This is a genomic window from Desulfobacterales bacterium, from assembly GCA_029211065.1.
In the GTDB taxonomy this organism is placed as follows: Bacteria; Desulfobacterota; Desulfobacteria; order Desulfobacterales; family JARGFK01; genus JARGFK01.
Genome location: JARGFK010000044.1, coordinates 16,732 through 35,821 on the forward strand (window position 1 = coordinate 16,732; position 19,090 = coordinate 35,821).

Consider the following 19,090-nt stretch of genomic DNA (forward strand, 5'->3'; position numbering starts at 1 on the left):
TCAGGGAGTAACCATGCGAAAAATCGTACTGAGTGATAAAGTTGAATTTCAGAAAGTAGAATGGGGGCTTACCAAAAATTTGATCGGGCCTGCATCGACCGGATCCGAAAAAATCAAGGTTAACATCACCGAATATCTTCCGGGATATACCCACAAGCTTCATGTTCATCCGACCCAGGAAGAGGTCATTTATGTTCTGTCCGGAAAAGGCGTTTCGGAAACAAACGGAGACTCCCAGGCAATCAGCCCGGGGTCGGTGGTTTTTGTTCCTGCCAACGTTCCCCATGCCACCAGCAACGCAAGCGACACCGAGTCCCTTCGGGCGATTATTATAAAATCGCCTCCCGGGGATGAAGAAGTAAAATTATAAATCCATCTGAAAAGGTTTTATCGTCAAAATAGACCGGCCTGCGGTTATGCGGGCCGGTCTATTTACTAAGGGGTACACAATTCAATGGACATGCGGCGACCGGGCGGCCGCATTTCGAATCGTGAAAAACTCACGCATAAGCGCGCGTAGGGCCGAACAGGACCCGGACCGACAGAGGGTATTAGGAGGTTCATTGACGCCCGTCTTTTATGTGGGAATCCGTCGCGCTGTTCGGCCCAACGCGCCCTAATGCGTTCAAACAGTTTCCCGCTCCGAAATGCGGCCGCCCCGGTCGCCGCTTACGCGGCCATGTCTAAATAATTTCACACCCATTCGTAAATGTGCAGATCCTGAAAAGTTCCTGAAAATCCGGCTCGTTTTCCATGTTCAGAATGATCGCTTCGGTGCGCGCGATTTTTTCATCCGAAATGATTCCCTTGCAATATTTGCGATAGATGGCGACCACCTGATCCATGCTCAAGGGATACTTGGGCCCCCCGTAGGGTTGCTCCATATAACCGGTAATGGTTTGGTCGTTTTTGAGCTTCAGGTCCAGCCGACCTTCACCGGCATAGTATCTTTTGGGATACTCGGGATGATAGACGACTTTGACCTTCTTTCGCGCTTCGGCGATCTGCGGGTCGTGGACGGCGTCTTCGGTATTGGTTTCAAGACCGCATTCCCCGTGTATCATCTGGTATGCCAGCATATGGTAGATGCTGAAGCGGCTGTCTTCGGCGTCCTTCGGTTCCGGGCGGTCCAGGATAAACCTCAGTTCGTCAAAGTGCACCGTCACTTCCTGGATGTCTTCATAGGCCAGCTTGTTGTTGCGCATCAGGTCGGCGATGTTGTCGACGAAGTTATGGTTCTGGAAACAGAAGCCCCATTTTTTTATCCAGGTGTTGTTGGTGTAAAAGGGCGGCTTCCCCAAGCCTTCGGTCATTTTATCAAACTCGATTTTTTCACTGAAACCACGGCCCAGCATCTCCAGGCTTTTCCGAATAACCGGTTTGGTGGTGGCCCCCAACTGCGCCATCAGGGCGTTCTGTACGCCGTTGCGGCAGACCGTGGCCGATTCCCAGTAATGCGCGTCCGTTCCCCAGGTGTGAATATATCCCAGCCCCTGGACCATGGCCAGTCCGAAGGAATTCAGGACTTGCTCTTCAGTCAGGCCAAAGGCCCGGGCGCAGCTGGCAGTGGCGCCGTATATTCCGATGAAGGGCAAGTTGGCGATGCCCAGGGGCTCCGTCACAACTCCGGCCCACATGGCGATTCGGTTCTGCATTTCCTGGCCGACGTAAAGGGCCACGATTATTTCCCGGGTGGAAAGTTTAAGTTTGTCCGCCACTGCCAGCAGGGCCGGCCAGGTTGTGACGTCGCTGATGCCGCCCCCGGGAAACATATCGTCTTCCATTTCGGAGGCATGTCCGAAGAACCCGTTCAGCAAAGCCGCCTGGGCGACATCGGTCTTGAAGCCGCAGCCGTAAACACCACATTCCGGCTTTCCGAGGTTGTCCTTAAAATAGGGTATGAATTTCTGGGAGGGGGGGACTGAGGAACCCAGGAGCATCCCCATCACCTGCTTTAAAGTCAGCTTTTTGATATGTTCGACAACACTCTCGTCAATATCTTCAAAATGGGTGTTCTTAACGAACTTTGCAAATGTTTCGGCGATTTCCATCCGGTACTCCTTTTTAACAGGGTTAATTTAGAAGTCGGCTTCTGTTTTATATGTGATTGCTGCGACGGTTATAATCTGCAAATACCGTTTTCGAGTACGACTTTTCCGTCAAAATACACCGTTGCGTCCTTGTACATCGCATCGATGTGATTGGGGGCCAATACCTTGCCGCCGATGGCAAAGCTGCTGCCGATGCCGGCGTGGCAGTTGCCCAGGCGGCCGAGATCTTCCAGGTTGGTTGCCGCAAGCCTGGCTTCTGGGTTCAGTCCGATGCCGAATTCGGCATAGTTGTAAGCCTTTTCGTCGTTGAGCACTTCCAGGATTTGACGGAGTTTGGCGGCGGCCATGCCGCCCTGGATATCCGTGATGCGGCCGTCCTTGACGATGAGGGTCACCGGACCGTACAGGGTGATGCCGACGCTCATGATGCTCACGTCGCTGACGATTTTGCCATGGGCGGTTCCTTCCAGCGGCGAGATATTGATCTCGCTGTCCGGAAATGCCGCGAACTGCCCGGGGAGTTTAAACAAACCGGTTTCATACTGCACCGGACGGTCCTTTACTATTCCCCGGATATCGGTGCCGGCGGGGCTGGTGATTCGTACTTTTTCGGTTTTTTCCAGTACGGCCCCGAGTTTACGTCCCAGACGGTCGCAGGCCTCGTAGTCGGCGTTGATGGCGCCGACACAGAGGGCATCTTCGGTAATCTCACACATGGTGCAGCCGCGCTTGCCGGCTTTGATGGCTTCAACCCGCGCGCGGGTATGGGTCTGGGACCAGGTGGAGGGCTGCAGAAATACATCCGCTTCTTTAAAGGCTGCTACAACCGGCTCGGGCAGTTGCGCGCCGTGGACGCCCACAGGCGGAATCATGATGATGATGGGGGTGGCGCCCACCGCGTAGGCGGCTCCGGCCAGTGATTCGGCGATCCGCATTTTGTTGGTATCGGTGGATATCAGAACCGTCTCACCCGGTTTTACGCCGCCGCAGTCCATGACCTTCAAGGCGCCGCGCATCATCTGGATCGGGCTGGATGGGCCCGGCATATAGTGCCAATATGAAATCGGCCATTCTTTTGTGCTCATTGTTGTTCTCCTTTCACAGGAAGTTATAATTTAAAGCATCGAAAATTCTACAAGACAGTCACGTAATAATGGAATATTGGAACGATGGAGTGTTGATACAGATGAACCCATTATTCCAACATTCCAGTATGCCATCATTCCAAAATTACAGGGCGCAGCCGGCCTGAAAGCCTTCATGCACGGCGTCCAGGATTCGCCGCGGCGTCACGCAGTCTCCGATTTTGACGCAAGAAATTCCGGCTGCCGCGAGTTCTTCCGATAAACTGTCGATGGGTTCGGCGCCCACCGCCAGAACGATCGATTCAATCGGGACCGTGATCGTTTCACCGTCCCTTTCCAGGACGGCCGCATGCCGGTCGATCCTTTCGATTCGGGTCGCGGTGTAGGCCGCCACTTTATTTTTAGCAAATTTCATATCGTAAAAAGCCTGGGTGTCGGCGTCTCCGTCCGAGGCGATCCCCGGCAAGATCTCAACCAGAACGATCCGGTGCCCGTGTTCGCTCAGATAATCGGCTGCCTCACAACCCACCAACCCGCCGCCCACCACCAGACAGGGAGAAACCGGCGTAGCGGTCCCGGCGATGGCCTCCCAGGCGGTCATACTTGCATGGGTTTGGAGGCCGGGAATATCCACTGTGCGCGGGCGTGCGCCCGTGGCGCAGATAACGATATCCGGTCGATACGGCCGGATCAGCTCAACAGATGCTTTTTGGCCGGTTATTATAGCCACATCGGTTGCCGCCAGCCGTTTGACAAGAAACTGCCTGATATTTTCGATCTCGCTGCGTCCCGGCGCTGAAGCGGCCAGATTCAACTGCCCTCCCAGTTTCCGGTTCTCTTCCATCAGGGTGACCTTGTGGCCTCTTTGCCAGGCGCTGTAGGCTGCTTCCAGACCCGCCGGACCGCCGCCGACGATCACAACCGCTTTGGGGGCGGGAGTTTGGGAAGGGGCGGCGTCATCTTCCCGGCCGGTCATGGGGTTGATGGCGCAGCGGATGTCGAGCTGTTGAAAAATCCGTTTGTAGCACCCTTCGTTGCAGGCGATGCACAGGCGAATGTCCGCTTCTTTTCCATCCATGGCCTTTTGGGGCAGGTAGGGGTCGGCCAGCAGCGGACGCCCCATGGCCACCAGGTCTGCCCGGCCCTGGGCCAGAATGTCTTCGGCCAGGGAGGGATGATTGATACGCCCTACGGTGATGACCGGGATGTTGAGATTTTCCTTGAATTTTTCCGCCAGCGGCACCAGGCAGCCAGGCGCCGTCATCATGGGCATGGTCCGCAGGATCTGGTGGGCCTGTTCAAGGGAGCCCCGTTTTTTGCCGCCGACCGAACCGGCGGAAACGGTAATCCCGTCAATCCCCGCCTGTTGGGCGATCTGAGCAACCCGGATCATCTCATCTATCCTCAGCCCGCCTTCCATGAATTCATCGCCGCTGATCTTGATGGTCAACGGATACGCTGCGCCCAAGCGTTCCTTGATCCCGGCGATAATTTCCAGCAGGAAGCGGGTTCTGCCCGCCAGGTCTCCGCCATAGGCGTCGCTCCGCCGGTTGGAAAGCGGCGAGAGAAAGGCCGGGATCAGGTATCCGTGGGCGCAATGCAGATCAATCCCGTCAAAGCCCGCCTCCTTTGCCCAAACAGCCGTCTGGACATGGGCCCGGACCAGTTCTTTAATTTCAGGGACGGTCAGGGCGTGGGGAATTTCTCCACCCGGATAGGCGGAGACCCCGGAGGGGGCCACCGGCTGCAGTCCGGTGATCTTGGCGGAGGTGCGCGCACCGGCATGATGGAGCTGGATGAATATTTTAGCGCCGTTGCCCAGGGCATGTACCGCTTGGGTCATTTTCTCCAGCGCACGGGCGTGTTCGGTAGAACAGAGACCGAGCTGCCGAAGATAGCCTTTTCCCTCGGGAGTAAAGTATGTTCCTTCCACCATGATCAGGCCCACGCCGCCCTTGGCACGCTCCAGGTAATGCCTGATGAGCTTGTCGGTAGCTCGCCCGTCTTCGGTGGCGTAATTCATGGTCATGGGGGACATGACCAGGCGGTTTTTCAGCGTGATGCTGCCGAGGTTAAACGGTTGAAATACGTGTGGGTAGTTCACTGACTGCCTCCTGATGTTTAGTAAAAATAAAATTCGAAATCCGAATATCGATATTCGAGTTTTGTGTTTAAAGTGAACGATGCTTCGCTTTTTTTAAGGGGGCTTCCTCGTACTGCGTCCTTTGAGCGTGATCACTGATTCGGATTTTATTAGTCGTTAAAAGATATATCCTCGGCGATAGCCTAAATTCGGCGGTACGCTGTCTTGCAGGGAAAAAGTGTCATCCCCCAGCGGCCCGGCAATTTTTTTCTTTGACTTGAGGGCATTTAAAAGCACCCCGGCCCCGGTTACGTCCCCCGCCAGAATGAAACCGATCAGGGCTCCGGCGCGGGTCACGAGTTTTCGATAAAGATGCGGTCTTTCCTGAACTGTAATCTCAACATCGGGTCCCGGGTCCGTCAACGGATGGCCGGCCGCCATCACCCGCAGACTGAAAAGATCAAGGGCGTTGACGGGGAAATTTTGCAGGTATCTGCGATTTGCACCGGCCATATTGGCGCCGGCCACCGCACCCTGTCGGGTGGCTGCCGGCCAGGTGGCATTGTTAAAGGGTTCGCCGGTGATGGAATCCGTGGTGATGGTTACATCTCCGGCAGCGTAGATACCGGCCATATTGGTCTGCATGCGGTCGTTGACGACGATGCCGCGCTGCAACCGGATGCCGCTCTCCCGGAGGAATTCTACATTGGGCGCTACCCCCACTGCCTGAATGACCCGCTCACAGGTGAATGACCGGTCGTCCTTCAGGCGAATGCCTTTGACCCGGCCCTTGTGGTGCAGGATTTCGCTGGCCTCAACGCAGGTTTCCACATTGATTCCGTGATGGCGCAGCGTCTCCTCAACCCGTCGGGAAGTCGCTTCGTCAAAAATCCGGGCCGCCAGGCGGGGTTCCTTTTCCAGAAGGGTGACCCCAACGCCTTTTTCAGACAGATGACAGGCGAGCTTAAGCCCGATAAAACCCGCTCCGATAATCACCACCTGTTCGACGCCGGTTTCATCTTTTAGAAAGGCCTGGGCGTCGTAGAGATGACGGAAAAAGCCGACGCCCCGGGAATCGCCGCCGGGGATGGGCAGGGCCGTTGCCGAAGTCCCGCTGGCAATCAGGAGCCGGTCATATTGGAGCGATTCCTTGCTGTCCAGGAAAATCCGGTTGGCGGTGGGGTCCAGGGAAACAGCTTCGACGCCGGTCTTAAGGGTGATGCAATTTTTTTCAGCCCAGTCGTCATCTCTGAAGTAGAGTCGCCGGGGGTCGTATTTTCCGGTGAGCCAGTATGTCAGCATGACCGGTGAACCGGCCGGCGCTGAATCCTTTGATACCATGATCACTGGTTCGTCCGGCAAACGGCTGCGAATCGCTTCAGCACTGCAGACTCCCGCTGGGCCACTGCCGATAATGACACATGTCATGGCATTTTCCTGAAATAGTTATGGGCGACGGAAATTAAATCACCGGCCTCCGGGGCTAAATAAACGGCGCTGCGGTCCCCCTCTGGCTCTCTGCTGAAAAAGCGGCTGACCGGCTCGCTGCCGTAAAGGGGCAGTCCCGGCCGGGAAAAGACCGAACAGCCGCAGGCCAGGATACCCACCACCAGCGCTGACGAAGGGGTCAGGGCGAAGACCAGCGGTGCGGTATGGGTCAGGGGGCGGGAGTAGCGGCGGTAAAATTGCCGGCTGATGTCAAAGAATCCCGGGGGCCGCGACATTTCCACCAGGGCGCCCTGCCATTGTTTGCGAAACGTTCTAATTTCCTGCTCAAGATGATCATCGCCCCCTTGCCCCGGTGTTTTCAGTAATATTACGACAGGGGACGGCTGCGTCGCATCAAGGGTTTCAGCAACTTCCGGGTCGGATTTTCCGGCTCCCCGGGAAGATCCCTTCTCCCGGAGGATTTCAAGGTCAAGAATCAGCTCCTCGCATATCAGAAAAACCAGGGAAACTTTCAGACATGTCCGCAACATGTCTTCCATGGCCGCGTCCTCTTTTTGAACCGGTTGAAAGGCGCTGAGTGCGGTCAGTGTCAGGGAGGTTCTCGGGAGAATTTCGCCGGTGTAAAACCGGGGAAACATTTGGGCCGGATATAAACGCGACCAGAAGGGTGTTAAATGACCCGCCGAAAGATCCAGGGACAACAAGGCCTTGACTTCATGTTTCAGCAGATCGGCGCAACCGGTTTTCCTGATAGCGTCCGGGTTCAGGCCGTATTTGCCGGAGATATATTTTGTGACCCCCGGGTTTTCCATCCCCACGACGGGTTGTCCGATTGAGGAGGCCCCGCCTTGATGGACGATTTGCGCCAGGTCTGCCAGTCGCGCGGCAGTCTCGGCCGCAATTATCCGCAGCAGATTAGCAGCTACCAGCCTGTCGGCGGAAGCCCCGCATTTGCCTTTTTCAATGGTTCGGTCGAAGGGACTGATGCGGCAGGGGCCCTCCAGGCAGGCCGAACAGCATAAGCCGCTTTGGCCGTAGCCGCAGGGTGGAAATTCCCGGTTTGACGAAAAGTTGTTTTTCACTTCGCCCCCATTAATTTTTTGACAAAATGCCTACGCTTTTGGGCGGCAAATCGCTCCCCTTCGTCATAGTCAAGGGCGCGGCTCTGACAGGCCCGTACGCAGGCCGGCACGTCTTCATCCCGGCAGAGATCGCATTTTTCCGGCCGGTGTTCCCCCTGATCGAGTCCGATCCCGTCGATGGGACATGCCAGCACGCAGGAACCGCAGCCCACACAGGCCTCCCGATCCTGGACGACAGCCCTGCTCTTTTGATCCAGATGCAAGCCGCCGGTAAAACAGGACTCGGCACAGGGCGCAACCTGACACTGCTGGCACTTCCAGATCCAAGGGGTCCCGCCTGAAAAACTCACTTTCAGGCTCCGGCCCGGTTTTTGGCCTTTTTCGATCCGGCTGACGTCCGTGACGCCCGCATGCTTCATCTGGCAGGCCAGGACGCAGGACAGGCACAGTAGACACCTTTCAGGATGAAAGAAAATTTGCTTATTGGATTTCATCTGACGCCAGGCCGAGCTCTTTTAATTTTTCCGGGGTTGGAACACCGCTTTCAGGGGACCATCCACGCGCCTCGTAATAATCGTTCAAGAGCCGGTCGTAGTGCTCACGGTTCAGGACGGCGCCTTTGGCAGGACCTGTCGGCAGGGGTTCCCTGAAAAAACGTTCCGGCGGATAATCCGCCGCCCTGCCGAAGCCCTGCCGCAGGTTGAAGATTTTCTCAACGTTGTAAACCCTTTCACCGCAGCGGTACATCTCCCGGCTGGTCATGGGGATCCCGGTGGCGGCCTGATAGGCCTCGGCAACCATGTCCAGCCCTCTTTTGACAAGCATTGAAAAGTCGCGGGAGCGGTACCAGGCGAATTTGCAGATGCCCATAAGGTCTGACAGGGTGACCCAATCCTCGCTCCAGGCGACCATTTTGCCCTTGCCCTCCAGGGAGTTGATATCGCTGACGGCGGCGGTTCCAAAATAGGCCTCGGCCTCTTCGGGCTTGATGAACTCGTCGATGTAGGGATTCCCCCGGAGATGGCAGGCGCCCCGGGTGGCCACGCAATAGGTCAAGGCCCGGGTTTCCTGCTTGCGGGGATCGGCCGCATCCACTTCCAGCCCCTTTACGTGGATGGCGTAGTATTCGGCATTCAACTTTTCGCCCATCACTTTGGTCCCTTCGGCCAGGAGGTCGCCAAAGCCCTGTCGGGACGCAATTTTGTCGATGAAATACAGCAGCGCTTCCCCGTTTCCGAACGTCAGCTCCTGGCCGTCCGTCTGATCTCGCTTGAGCAGACCTCTTTCGAACAGTTCCATGGCCATGGCAATGGCCGAACCGGCGGATTGTTCGTCCATGCCGTATTCGTCGCAGAGATAATGCGCCCGCAGAATCGTTTCGGGGTCGGTGACATTCGGTTTTGCACCCAGGGCATGGATCGATTCGTACTCCGGGCCCTTGGTATAAAAAGGGGAATCCCCGGCGGTGATGGCGGAATAGCGCCGGCACCGGATGAAGCAGGCCATACAACCGAGGGGCTTGACCAGAAACTTTTTACGAAAGACTTCCCCGCTGATTTTTTCGCCTCCCTCCACGATACCGGACTGGAAGTTTTTGGCGCCCCAGATGCCCAGGGTCTGGCGATGTTCGGTCAAAAAGGGCGTACCCAGTCGCCGCAGACTTTCGGTCCAGGCTTCGCCGGCAATCGACACGAGGTAGTCGTCGATCACCTTTTTAAAACGCGGCGGATCGGCAATCTTCACATCGCGGGTCCCGCGCACGGCAATCGCCTTGAGACGCTTGGATCCCAGCACGGCGCCGATGCCGCAGCGGCCGCCGACGCTTTCCTTGTCCGTGACCACGCAGGCGTAGCGCACCATGTTTTCACCGGCGGGCCCGATCACCAGGACGTGCGTGTCTTCGTCATTGGTTTCAGCCACGATCTTCTGGTGGCTTTCATGAACCTTGCAGCCCCAGAGGTGCTGCGCCGGCCGCAGCTCGGCCTGTCCGTCCTTAATAAAAAGGTAAACGGGTTCTTTGGAAGCGCCCCTGACGACGATGGCGTCAAAACCGGCGTACTTCAGCTCCGGCGCGAAGTAGCCGCCGGAGTTGCTGTCCCCCAGAGCGCCCGTCATGGGAGACTTGGTGGCCGTGACCAGCCGGCTGGCCGACGGCATGGGGAGACCGTTAAGCGCCCCGGAAGCGATGACCACGACGTTGCGGGGGGAGTAGGGGTCGACATCCGCCGGGACTTCATCCAGCAGGATGCGGGAGCTGAATCCCCGGCCGCCGATATATTTTTCGGCAAACTCCCGAGGCAGGGGTCTGTTGTCTATGGTTCCGTCCGTCAGGTCTACGTATAAAATCCGGCCGGCATAACCGCCTTGAAATCTGTTCATTTTAAGCCTGTCTCCGTGTTAATCGTTTGCGCTTGCAGCAGCCGGGCAAAACCCTTCATCCGGTGTTTGGAAAATTGCGACGAACCGCTCAGCTTTAAAACCTCGGCGGGACAATATTTGACGCACTGGGGCTCCCCGTTGCAAAGGTCGCACTTAAGGGCGGTCCCTTCCCCGGGGTCCAGAATCACGGCCCCGACGGGGCAGGCATTCACGCACATGCCGCATCCGATGCAGACGTCCGGGTTGACGATGACCATGCTGTCCGGCTGCGGGCGGTGCATCGCGCCGGTGGGGCAGATATTCACGCAGGGGGCGTCTTCACAGTTCAGGCAGGTGACCGGTATGTCCACGCCTTTGCCCAGCGCCACCACCCGGATCCGGCTGCGGTAGGGATTGCCGACCCCATGATGATGAAATGTACAAATCAATTCGCACATCCGGCAGCGGCTGCAGATTTGATCCATATTTTCGGAATCCTCAACATACCAGATTCTTTCTTTGGCCATTTTATCCTCCAGAAACATAGTACAGCAGGCTGACGACATCCTGATCTTCCAGCGGGACCGGCTTTTGATTCAGCATGATTCCGGTATAGACTCGGTCATTTACCTTGACCATCAGCCCCGCCGAAATAAAACCAAGGTCCTTTTCGAATATCAGGGAGTCAATTTTTCCACCGGACAACTCCGACAGGCGGCGCAGCAGATCTTTCAGGGTCTCTTCGCCCTTTCCCAGCAGCAAGGTCTTTTGGGGGCGATGAAAGATGGCCCGGAAGACCGGGCTGAAAACGATTTCAACGGTTTTTAGCGTGTTCATAAAACCTTACCGTCGCCCGCCGTTTTAGATCCAGACCGCGCCGGAATCGGCGCCCGACACCATTTTCCTATATGCGCCCAGAAATCCGGGGGCAGGGTGATCGGGTCGTTTTGGGCCGGCTTTTTGACGTTGCAGCAATTCTTTGTCTGATATGTGCAAGTGAATCCGATTTTCCGGAATATTTATTTCGATGAGATCGCCGTCCTGAACAAACGCCAGGGGCCCTCCGTCCCAGGCTTCCGGACAAACGTGCCCCACGCAGGGGCCCCGGGTGGCGCCTGAAAAACGGCCGTCCGTGACCATGGCCACCGAGGTATGAAGCCCCATGCCCACCAGCATGGCGGCAGGGATCGACAATTCCCGCATCCCGGGCCCGCCCTTGGGGCCTTCGTAGCGGACAACCAGCACCGAACCGGGCTTGACTTCCTTTTCCATTAAAAATTTTCGGACATCTTCTTCCGAGTCAAACACGGATGCCGGCCCCTTATGCGTCAGCATGCGGGGTTCCACCCCGCTTTTTTTAACAACGGCCCCCCCGGGGGCGAGGTTGCCGTACAAAATCGAAAAGCAGCCGTCGGGGGACAGCGGATCCGTCCCCGGCCGTATCACCCGTCCGTCCGGTTCCATCGCGTGTTTCAGAGCGTCTCCCAACCGGCCCCCCATGGCCAGGGGGGCGTCAAGGTCAAGATGGTCCTTGATGCTTTTCATTAGGCTGGGAACCCCGCCGGCATCGTGATAATCGCTGATGTTGAAATCGGCCGAGGGTTTAAACTTTGCGATGAGGGGCACGGAAGCCTGCAGCCGGTCAAAGGCTTTCAGGTCCAGATCAAGCTTCATCAGATGGGTAAGGGCCATCAGGTGCAGGGCAGCGTTGGTGGAGCCGCCGGAAGCCGATATGCATTTAATGCCGTTTTCGAGGCTGGCCCGATTAAAGAATTCTGAAAAGGGCCTTTTTTCATGCACAAGGGCAACGATGCGTTCGCCCACATCGCGGGCCTGACGGGCCTTGGCGCCGTCAAAGGCCAGCATGGTGGTGGCGCCGAAAGGCGCCAGACCGGTGCTTTCCAGAAAACAGCCCATGGTATTGGCCGTTCCCATCATCGAACAGGTCCCGGCCGAGGCGCAGAAGCGCTCCTGCCAGTTTAGAAACGTTTCCTGATCGATCTGGTCGTTGCGGCGCTTGCCGATGGCTTCTTTTAAATCCGGCGTGGTCACGGTACGGTCCTTCAAGCGGCAGGGGAGCATGGCGCCGGCCGTTATAAACAGCGTCGGGATATTGAGGCGGACGGCTGCCATCAGCATGCCGGGCAGTATTTTGTCGCAGGAGCCGAGCATGACCATTCCTTCAAAACCATGGGCGCTGACCATCGCCTCAATGGATGCTGCGATCAAATCCCGCTGGGGCAGAATGAAATGCATGCCCGGCCCCTGGGCCATACCGTCACAGGGGGCGGGGACATTGAACTCCCCGGGCGAACCGCCGGCCGCCCAGATGCCCTCCTTGACCCGACCGGCCAATTCCTTCAAGGGCTGGTGGCCGGGGTTGACGTCCGTCCATGAATTGACCACCGCGATTTGCGGTTTGTCGAGGTCCGTCCGGCGGTACCCGGATGAATGCATCAGACCGCGATAATAGGCCTCGGTGATATCTTCCGGATTTCCCCGGTGTGCGTTCATGATGACGCTCCTTTCTTTTTTCGAAACTCAATATCCAGCATGCGTTCAAAAACCTTTATCAGCGCCCCTTTGTTTTCTGCGCCCAGGCCTTGTCGCAAGGCCATCTGAAAGGTTGCGGTGGTGGCCTGCACCAGCGGCAGGGGAATCTTCTGGTGTGCCGAGATCTCGGCGGCGCTGATCATGTCTTTGTATGCGTGTTTCAACGGATAGCCCTGGTCAAATCGGTTTTCAAGGGCCAACGGCAAGAAAAATTCCGCAGCAAAACTGCGGCCGGTTCCCGTCGTTACCACTTCGGTGACCTTTTCCGGATCCAGCCCGAGCTTGGCTGCCATGGGCAGGACCTCGGCGACACCCGCGCAGCAAATATTAAAGAGCAGCTGGTTGATCAGCTTGGTCAACTGGCCGCTGCCGACGTTTCCCATGTAGACAATTTTGTTTCCAATGGCGTCCAGCAGCGGTCGAAGCGTTTCCAGAAGGGCGGGGTCTCCCCCGAACATGATCGTCAGCTTTCCTTCTTTGGCTCTGGCCTCCATCCCGGAAATCGGAGCGTCGGCAAAAACAATTCCTTTTTCTTTCAGCTTGCGGCCTATTTCCAGTGTCGGCATATAGCTGATGGTGCTCAGATCGACAATCGTCAGGCCCGTTTTGGCGCTGTGAACGATGCCGTTTTCTCCGAATATGACCGATTCAACCACCTGGGTGTCCGGCAGGCTTAGAAAAATCAGGTCGACCTTAGCGGCTAATTCAGCCGGATGCTGAGCAGCTTTGGCGCCCTGGCCGGTGAGGAATTTAACCGCTTCAGGGTTGATATCGCAAACCGTGACATCATAACCGGCCTTTACAATGTTGAGGGACATCCATTTTCCCATTTCTCCCAGTCCGATAAATCCGATTTTCTTGTCCATTTTTTTCTCCAGTTTGTATTTCTGCATAGAAAATCTGGCTTTCAGAGTCAGGTCAGAGTTAACCGACTTTACTATGGATTTTTGTTTGATATTTGGAATTTGACATTTGTAATTTCAACAAAGCAAATCCTCTCTGGGGATAACCAAAGCCTATCCCCCTATGTCAGGATTCTTTACTCCAGTCCCAATAACTTTGCGGGATTGACCGCAGTCATGGTTCGAACATCTTTTTCAGAAATGCCCCGTTTGAGCATTTCATTCATGTAAATTCCCATCTGCTGTGCTGCCGGCGGATTCAGCCACTGGCCCGCATCCGTGGACATGATGTTGTATTTTGCTCCCATGGTTTTGACGACGTTGAAAAGGTCCTGGATTTGTAAGGGATGCGATACCTGACGGGTCACGTCGTTCCAGGTATGTTCCAGGTAGGTGGCTCCCAGGTCGAGGATCTCTTTCATATCTTCGATGCTGTAATGAACGAAAGTTGCGGCCGGATGGGTGACCACGATCCGTTTGACGCCGCGGCCGGCAGCCTCTTTTACGGCAACCTTGGCTTCCTCCATGGTAACATGCCCGGTTCCCAGAATGGCATCATACTCGGCGATCAAATCAAAGATGGGGAAAAGGTCTTCACGCAGACTGCCGTCTTTGTTGAGCAGGTAGATTCCCTGTACATCGCTGCCGATTTCGGTGGCCAGGTTGGCCACATGGCTCTTGTTCTGGACAAAGTACTGGGCGTGCACTGTCGGCAGCCAGACCTGCTTGGCGCCCAGTTTCAGCGCCATTTTGACCGCGTGTTTGTTGATGCCCCCATTGGTGAGGTTCAGGGCAATGCCGCCGAACACCTTAAAGTCGGCGACCTCCGAAGCAATTTGGGCCCGGCTGGCGGTTTCAAAATAATGGTTTTTCACCAGTATGGCGCGCATTCCGTTTTCCTTGGCTGAAAGCGCCAGTTCAACGTCGTTTAACAGGCGCGGATACACATCCGGCGCCGAGTGGATGTGAAAGTCGATGGCCCCTTCCAGCAAAGTTGTCACATTGTTTTCAAATCTGAATTTCATTAAAGCTGTTCCTCCTTAGGTTAAATTCCGAATGGATTCGGATAAAATAAATATGGTTTAAAGGGTCTTCGGCCGCTTCCGGTTCATAACGGTAGCCACCGCCAACAGCCCGAGTCCGATGAGGTCCGAATATATGTTCGGAACAAACAGGCAAAAGGCGCCGATTCCCAGAAGAATACGATCCATCACATTGGCCAGCCGCAGCCAGTACCCCTGCATCATGCCGGCATAGGCAATGATCCCGATGGTTGCGCTCAGAATCGTCTCGAGCACGTTCGGCCAACTGCCGTCGAGGAGCAAAGGCGTATAGGCAAACAGAAACGGCATGATAAAAAGCGGTGAAGCCAGCCGCACGGCTGTAAATCCGGCACGGTTGGGGTCGCACTTGGCGATGCCGGATGCCGCAAAAGCCACCAGGGCCACGGGCGGCGTGACCCCCCCGGTTTCACAGAACCAGAAAACGATTAAGTGGGCCGACAGCAAGGGGATGCCGTAGTCCATCAGAGAGGGAACGGCCAGAACCGAAAGCAGAATATAGGTGGCGGTGATGGTCACCCCCATGCCGATGATATAACCGCCGATGGCAACCAGTATCAGCGTCAATGGCAGAATCCCCTGGGAAAGCGCCAGCACCACCGAGGAGAATTTGATGCCGACCCCGGTCATGGTGACCGTACCGATGATGATGCCGATCACGCCGGCGGTGGATCCCACCATCAGAAAAGTTTTGGAGCCGTCGATGAGGGCATCGAGAACTTTGGGGGGCGTCATGCGCGTTTCTTTGCGGATAAAGCTTAAGAGATAGGTGGACAGAATGGCGTAAAACGCGGCAATATTGGCGGAATAACCCATCATGAGAGCGCCCAGTATGACAAAAATGGGCAGCAGCAGATATCCCTTGTACAAAAGGGCGCGTTTTAAATTGGGAATATTTTCCGGTGAAAGCCCTTCCAGGCCCCGCCGGGCGGCGATAAAATGCACCATCATCCCGACGCCCAGGAAATAAAGAAAAGAAGGAATGATGGACACCTTGACGATATCAAAATAAGGGGTATCCGTAAAAGCCGCGATGAGAAAAGCTGACGCTCCCATGACCGGGGGCATGAACTGACCGCCGGTGGATGCCGCCGCTTCAACGGCAGCAGCCACATGGGGACGATACCCGGCCTTCTTCATCATGGGGATGGTATAGGACCCGGTGGCCACCGCATTGGCAGCGGAAGAACCGGTGACCGAACCGATGAATCCGCTGGCGATTACCGCCACTTTTGCCGGTCCGCCGCGGGTTCCGCCGGCCAATGCCAGTGAGATTTCATTGATGGCCGGCCCGGCCCCGGCGGCCTGCAGGAAGGTGGCGAAAATAACAAAGGGGAAGATAAAGGTGGCGTAGGTGTTGGTGACAATGCCGTAAATACCCCCCATGCTGCAGGATAAAAATTCAATGATGCGCGGAAGCGTATAACCATAATGGCCCAGAATTCCCGGTACATAAGGGCCGAAATAGGCATACAGCAGGAATAGCGCCGCCAGGGTGGTGAGGACATATCCCACCACCCGCCGGGCGACTTCAAAGGAGAGGATAAGCAGGATCGCGCCCATGATGATGTCCGTCCGGTTCGGATTTCCGATGCGTTTGACGCCGAATTCCGGGTAGGTGATGATCCAGTAGCTGATTACTGTAATGGTCGCGGCGCACAAAATCCAATCATAAAAAGGAATTTTATATTCCTTTGATCCGCGTCTGAAAGGAAACAGGAGAAAGATGAGCACATAGGTCAGCAGAAGGTATCCGCCGCGATGCAGCTCAATACTGACCAAACCAAAACCGCTGGTATAGATAAAATATAGGGTAAACAGAGCGGCGAGCGTGTTCACAAATATCTTGGAAATACCGTCTAACTGTCTCATCTATGGCGTACCTTCCTTGGTTGAGGAGTGCGAGTTACGGGTTACGCGTTATGGGTCATTGTGTGTTTCACTTGGCGCGGGACGGTACCGGGGGTGATCATAACCCGTTTCAGGTCATCTTCAGTCCCACACCCGCAATCCGCAACTCGTAACCCGATATCTCCTTCCCCGGGTTTTCCGCCGGCAAGGCGGAAAACCCGGGAAGGATGGATTTCAGCAAATCCGGAAACGGGCAGACTAATTTGGGATCAGTCCCGCAGGAACACTCATGCCCTGTTCCTTGAAATACCTGACGGCCCCGGGATGCAGGGGAATGCCCATGTTTTGCATTCCGTCAAAGGCCGGTGACAGGGTTTTGAGCTGGCGATGGACTTTGGCCAGAAAGTCTTTGTTTTTGGGATCAAAGGCAACCTTTAACATGTCATAGGCCACTTTGGGGTCGAGATCCTTGTGGGCCATCCAATACACCTGGAAACCGATGCAGGGATAATCCTTCTGCCACGATTTGTAGGTGCCGGCCGGCATGATCGACTTCTTGTAGGCCGGATATTGCTTTATCGCCTTATCCAGTTCCTGGTCGGTCAGGGCGATGAGGTGAATCTTGTGCTGGGCCTCAACCGTTACAATGGCCGGCATGGGTGCGCTGCTCATGCCGATGACGTCGGCCTGGCCGTCGGTCAGGGCACGACCACTGGCATCAAATGTCAGATACAGGGGATCTACCTTGTCAAAGAGTCCCAGGACCTTCAGAATATTTTCGGAGTTTGATGCGGCGCCGCTGCCGGCGGAGCCCACCGCGATTTTTTTGCCGGCTATATCCGACATGGTTTTGATTCCGCTTTTTTCAAGGGCGACAAAATGGTGCCAGCTTTCGTATACACCGGCCATCATTCTAAAATCCTGAAACTTGCCTTCATCTTTAAAGATGCCCGTTCCGTTCCAGTTGTCATAGGCATGCAGCGAATGGCTCAGCCAGGTGTCCAGATTGTGTTTGCGGGCCTGGCGGTTGCAATCCACGGATCCGCCCGTGGCAACCGACGACGCGTTCATGTCTTTTATCTCTTTATTGAAAAGGGAGGTGATGCCCCCTGCGATGGTATACCAGGAGCCTCCCGGGTTGCTGCCGCCGAATCGGACAAAGGTCCGTTTGGCCGACGCGCTGTCAACAAAAACCGTTGATACGAGAATAAAAGAAATGAAACAGACACTCACCAACCAGGCTGCTTTTCTAAAATTACCGAGTCTTAACATAATATTCCTCCTCACAGGTTAAGGTTTACATGGCAAAAAATGGAACGTTTCATTCCGTTTTTTTGGGGCCCCACCTCCTTTCCATAGAGATACCGATTTCAGAATAACCAGCTGTTTTCCGTTGTGCGCCATACCTGCAGTTTTTTCAAAAAAAAAGAATTCGGTCCGTTTATTGCTGCGGCCTCGGGCACGGTGAAAACAGGCTACACCCTATGCCTGAAGGTGCAGATATCATAGAGTTCCTGAAGATCCGGCTCATTTTCCATATTCAGAATCAAATCCGTTGTTCGTTTGATCTGGCTGTCCGACAGGATTCCCTGGCAGTATTTGCGGTAGATATCCACCACCTGGTCCATGCTCAGGGGATACTTGGGCGACCCTAATGGCTGGTCCATGGCATCGGAAAAGGTTTTTCCGTTTTTCAGTTTCACATCCATTTTGCCTTCTCCGCCGAAATAGCGTTTTTCATATTCGGGATGGTATTGAACCTTTATTTTCTTTCGGTATTCCGCAACCTTTTTATCCGCCAGGGCGGATTCCGTGCAGGTCAGCAGGTTGCATTCCCCGTGAACCAGATAGTAGGCCAGAACATGTTGAGTGCTGAAGCGGCTGTCTTCGGCGTCATGGGGTTCCGGCCGGTCCACGACCTCCCGCAGGGGATCGAAATGCAGGGTGATTTGGGCGACGTCTTTCGGTTTGATTTTGTTTTCCTTTACGATTTTATCGAGCACATCGACAAAGTTGTGGGTGAAAAAACAGAAGCCCCACTTTTTAAGCCAGGTATTGTTGGAATAAAAAGGCGCCTGGCCGAGGCCTTCCAGCATTTTGTCGAATTCCAGGTTCTTGTCTCCACCGGTGAGCATGTCCAGACATTTTTCGATGACCGGGTTGCTGGTGGCGCCGTCTTTTGCCAGCATCGCGTTGATAATCGCATTTTTACAGACGGTGGCGGATTCATGAAAATGCGCATCGGTTCCCCAAGTGTGCATATAGCCCAGGCCGGTGACCATGGCCAGACCGAAGGAGGATTTGACCTGTTCCTCCGTCAGTTCGAATGCTCTGGCACAGCAGGCGGTGGCGCCGTAAATGCCGATAAACGGCAGATTGCAGATGCCGATCCCGTCGGTGCCCACCGAAGCATACATGGCGATCCGGTTCTGCATTTCCTGACCGACATACAGCGCGATCACCGTTTCTTCGCCGGTGAGATTCAAAAATTCTGCGGCGGTGAGCAGGGCCGGCCAGGTTGTCACGTCGCTGATGCCGCCGCCGGGGAACTGATCGTCCTCCATCTCGGAAGCGTGGCCGAAAAACCCGTTGATATAAGCCGCCTGGGCCACATC

Annotated in this window: 16 protein-coding genes; 1 reads left to right on the forward strand and 15 read right to left on the reverse strand. The window is 55.5% G+C overall.

Annotated features, from left to right (window positions below; all coding sequences use genetic code 11):
* Positions 1–13 precede the first annotated feature (13 nt).
* The gene (locus tag P1P89_11460; GenBank protein MDF1592124.1) at positions 14–370 is read left to right on the forward strand and encodes a cupin domain-containing protein; all 357 of its coding nucleotides are present in this window, start codon (positions 14–16) and stop codon (positions 368–370) included.
* A gap of 313 nt (positions 371–683) precedes the next feature.
* Here the strand turns inward: P1P89_11460 and P1P89_11465 are convergent, their stop codons facing one another.
* The 15 genes from P1P89_11465 to P1P89_11535 form a co-directional block, all read right to left on the reverse strand.
* Complete coding sequence (locus tag P1P89_11465; protein ID MDF1592125.1) at positions 684–2,051, reverse strand: MmgE/PrpD family protein; 1,368 nt, start codon at positions 2,049–2,051, stop codon at positions 684–686.
* A 68-nt stretch (positions 2,052–2,119) separates the two neighbouring features.
* On the reverse strand, positions 2,120–3,136 hold the full coding sequence (locus P1P89_11470) for an aminopeptidase (GenBank protein MDF1592126.1): 1,017 nt from the start codon (positions 3,134–3,136) through the stop codon (positions 2,120–2,122).
* A gap of 145 nt (positions 3,137–3,281) precedes the next feature.
* Positions 3,282–5,240 (reverse strand): FAD-dependent oxidoreductase, encoded by a 1,959-nt coding sequence (locus P1P89_11475; GenBank protein ID MDF1592127.1) that lies wholly within the window; start codon positions 5,238–5,240, stop codon positions 3,282–3,284.
* Positions 5,241–5,396: 156 nt separating this feature from the next.
* On the reverse strand, positions 5,397–6,647 hold the full coding sequence (locus P1P89_11480; GenBank protein MDF1592128.1) for an FAD-dependent oxidoreductase: 1,251 nt from the start codon (positions 6,645–6,647) through the stop codon (positions 5,397–5,399).
* Complete coding sequence (locus P1P89_11485) at positions 6,644–7,750, reverse strand: hypothetical protein (protein MDF1592129.1); 1,107 nt, start codon at positions 7,748–7,750, stop codon at positions 6,644–6,646. Before P1P89_11485 ends, P1P89_11480 begins: the two co-directional genes overlap by 4 nt.
* A complete protein-coding gene (locus P1P89_11490) occupies positions 7,747–8,244 on the reverse strand; it encodes a 4Fe-4S binding protein (GenBank protein MDF1592130.1) in 498 nt (165 codons plus the stop codon). Before P1P89_11490 ends, P1P89_11485 begins: the two co-directional genes overlap by 4 nt.
* Positions 8,231–10,129 carry an aldehyde ferredoxin oxidoreductase family protein gene (locus P1P89_11495; protein MDF1592131.1) on the reverse strand — a complete coding sequence of 633 codons (1,899 nt, stop codon included), beginning with the start codon at positions 10,127–10,129 and terminating at the stop codon, positions 8,231–8,233. The genes P1P89_11490 and P1P89_11495 overlap by 14 nt, the downstream gene beginning before the upstream one ends.
* On the reverse strand, positions 10,126–10,635 hold the full coding sequence (locus P1P89_11500) for a 4Fe-4S dicluster domain-containing protein (protein MDF1592132.1): 510 nt from the start codon (positions 10,633–10,635) through the stop codon (positions 10,126–10,128). Before P1P89_11500 ends, P1P89_11495 begins: the two co-directional genes overlap by 4 nt.
* Position 10,636: 1 nt before the next feature.
* On the reverse strand, positions 10,637–10,945 hold the full coding sequence (locus P1P89_11505; protein ID MDF1592133.1) for a MoaD/ThiS family protein: 309 nt from the start codon (positions 10,943–10,945) through the stop codon (positions 10,637–10,639).
* Positions 10,946–10,969: 24 nt separating this feature from the next.
* Positions 10,970–12,622 (reverse strand): dihydroxy-acid dehydratase, encoded by a 1,653-nt coding sequence (locus P1P89_11510; GenBank protein MDF1592134.1) that lies wholly within the window; start codon positions 12,620–12,622, stop codon positions 10,970–10,972.
* Complete coding sequence (locus tag P1P89_11515) at positions 12,619–13,527, reverse strand: NAD(P)-dependent oxidoreductase (protein MDF1592135.1); 909 nt, start codon at positions 13,525–13,527, stop codon at positions 12,619–12,621. Before P1P89_11515 ends, P1P89_11510 begins: the two co-directional genes overlap by 4 nt.
* Positions 13,528–13,700: 173 nt before the next feature.
* Positions 13,701–14,588 (reverse strand): DUF6282 family protein, encoded by an 888-nt coding sequence (locus P1P89_11520; GenBank protein MDF1592136.1) that lies wholly within the window; start codon positions 14,586–14,588, stop codon positions 13,701–13,703.
* Positions 14,589–14,645: 57 nt separating this feature from the next.
* Positions 14,646–16,496, reverse strand: a complete 1,851-nt coding sequence (locus P1P89_11525) for a TRAP transporter permease (GenBank protein MDF1592137.1) — start codon at positions 16,494–16,496, stop codon at positions 14,646–14,648.
* Positions 16,497–16,733: 237 nt separating this feature from the next.
* Complete coding sequence (locus P1P89_11530) at positions 16,734–17,747, reverse strand: TAXI family TRAP transporter solute-binding subunit (GenBank protein MDF1592138.1); 1,014 nt, start codon at positions 17,745–17,747, stop codon at positions 16,734–16,736.
* Between the two features lie 203 nt (positions 17,748–17,950).
* The coding region (locus tag P1P89_11535; protein MDF1592139.1) for an MmgE/PrpD family protein at positions 17,951–19,090 on the reverse strand (1,140 nt) is incomplete at its 5' end.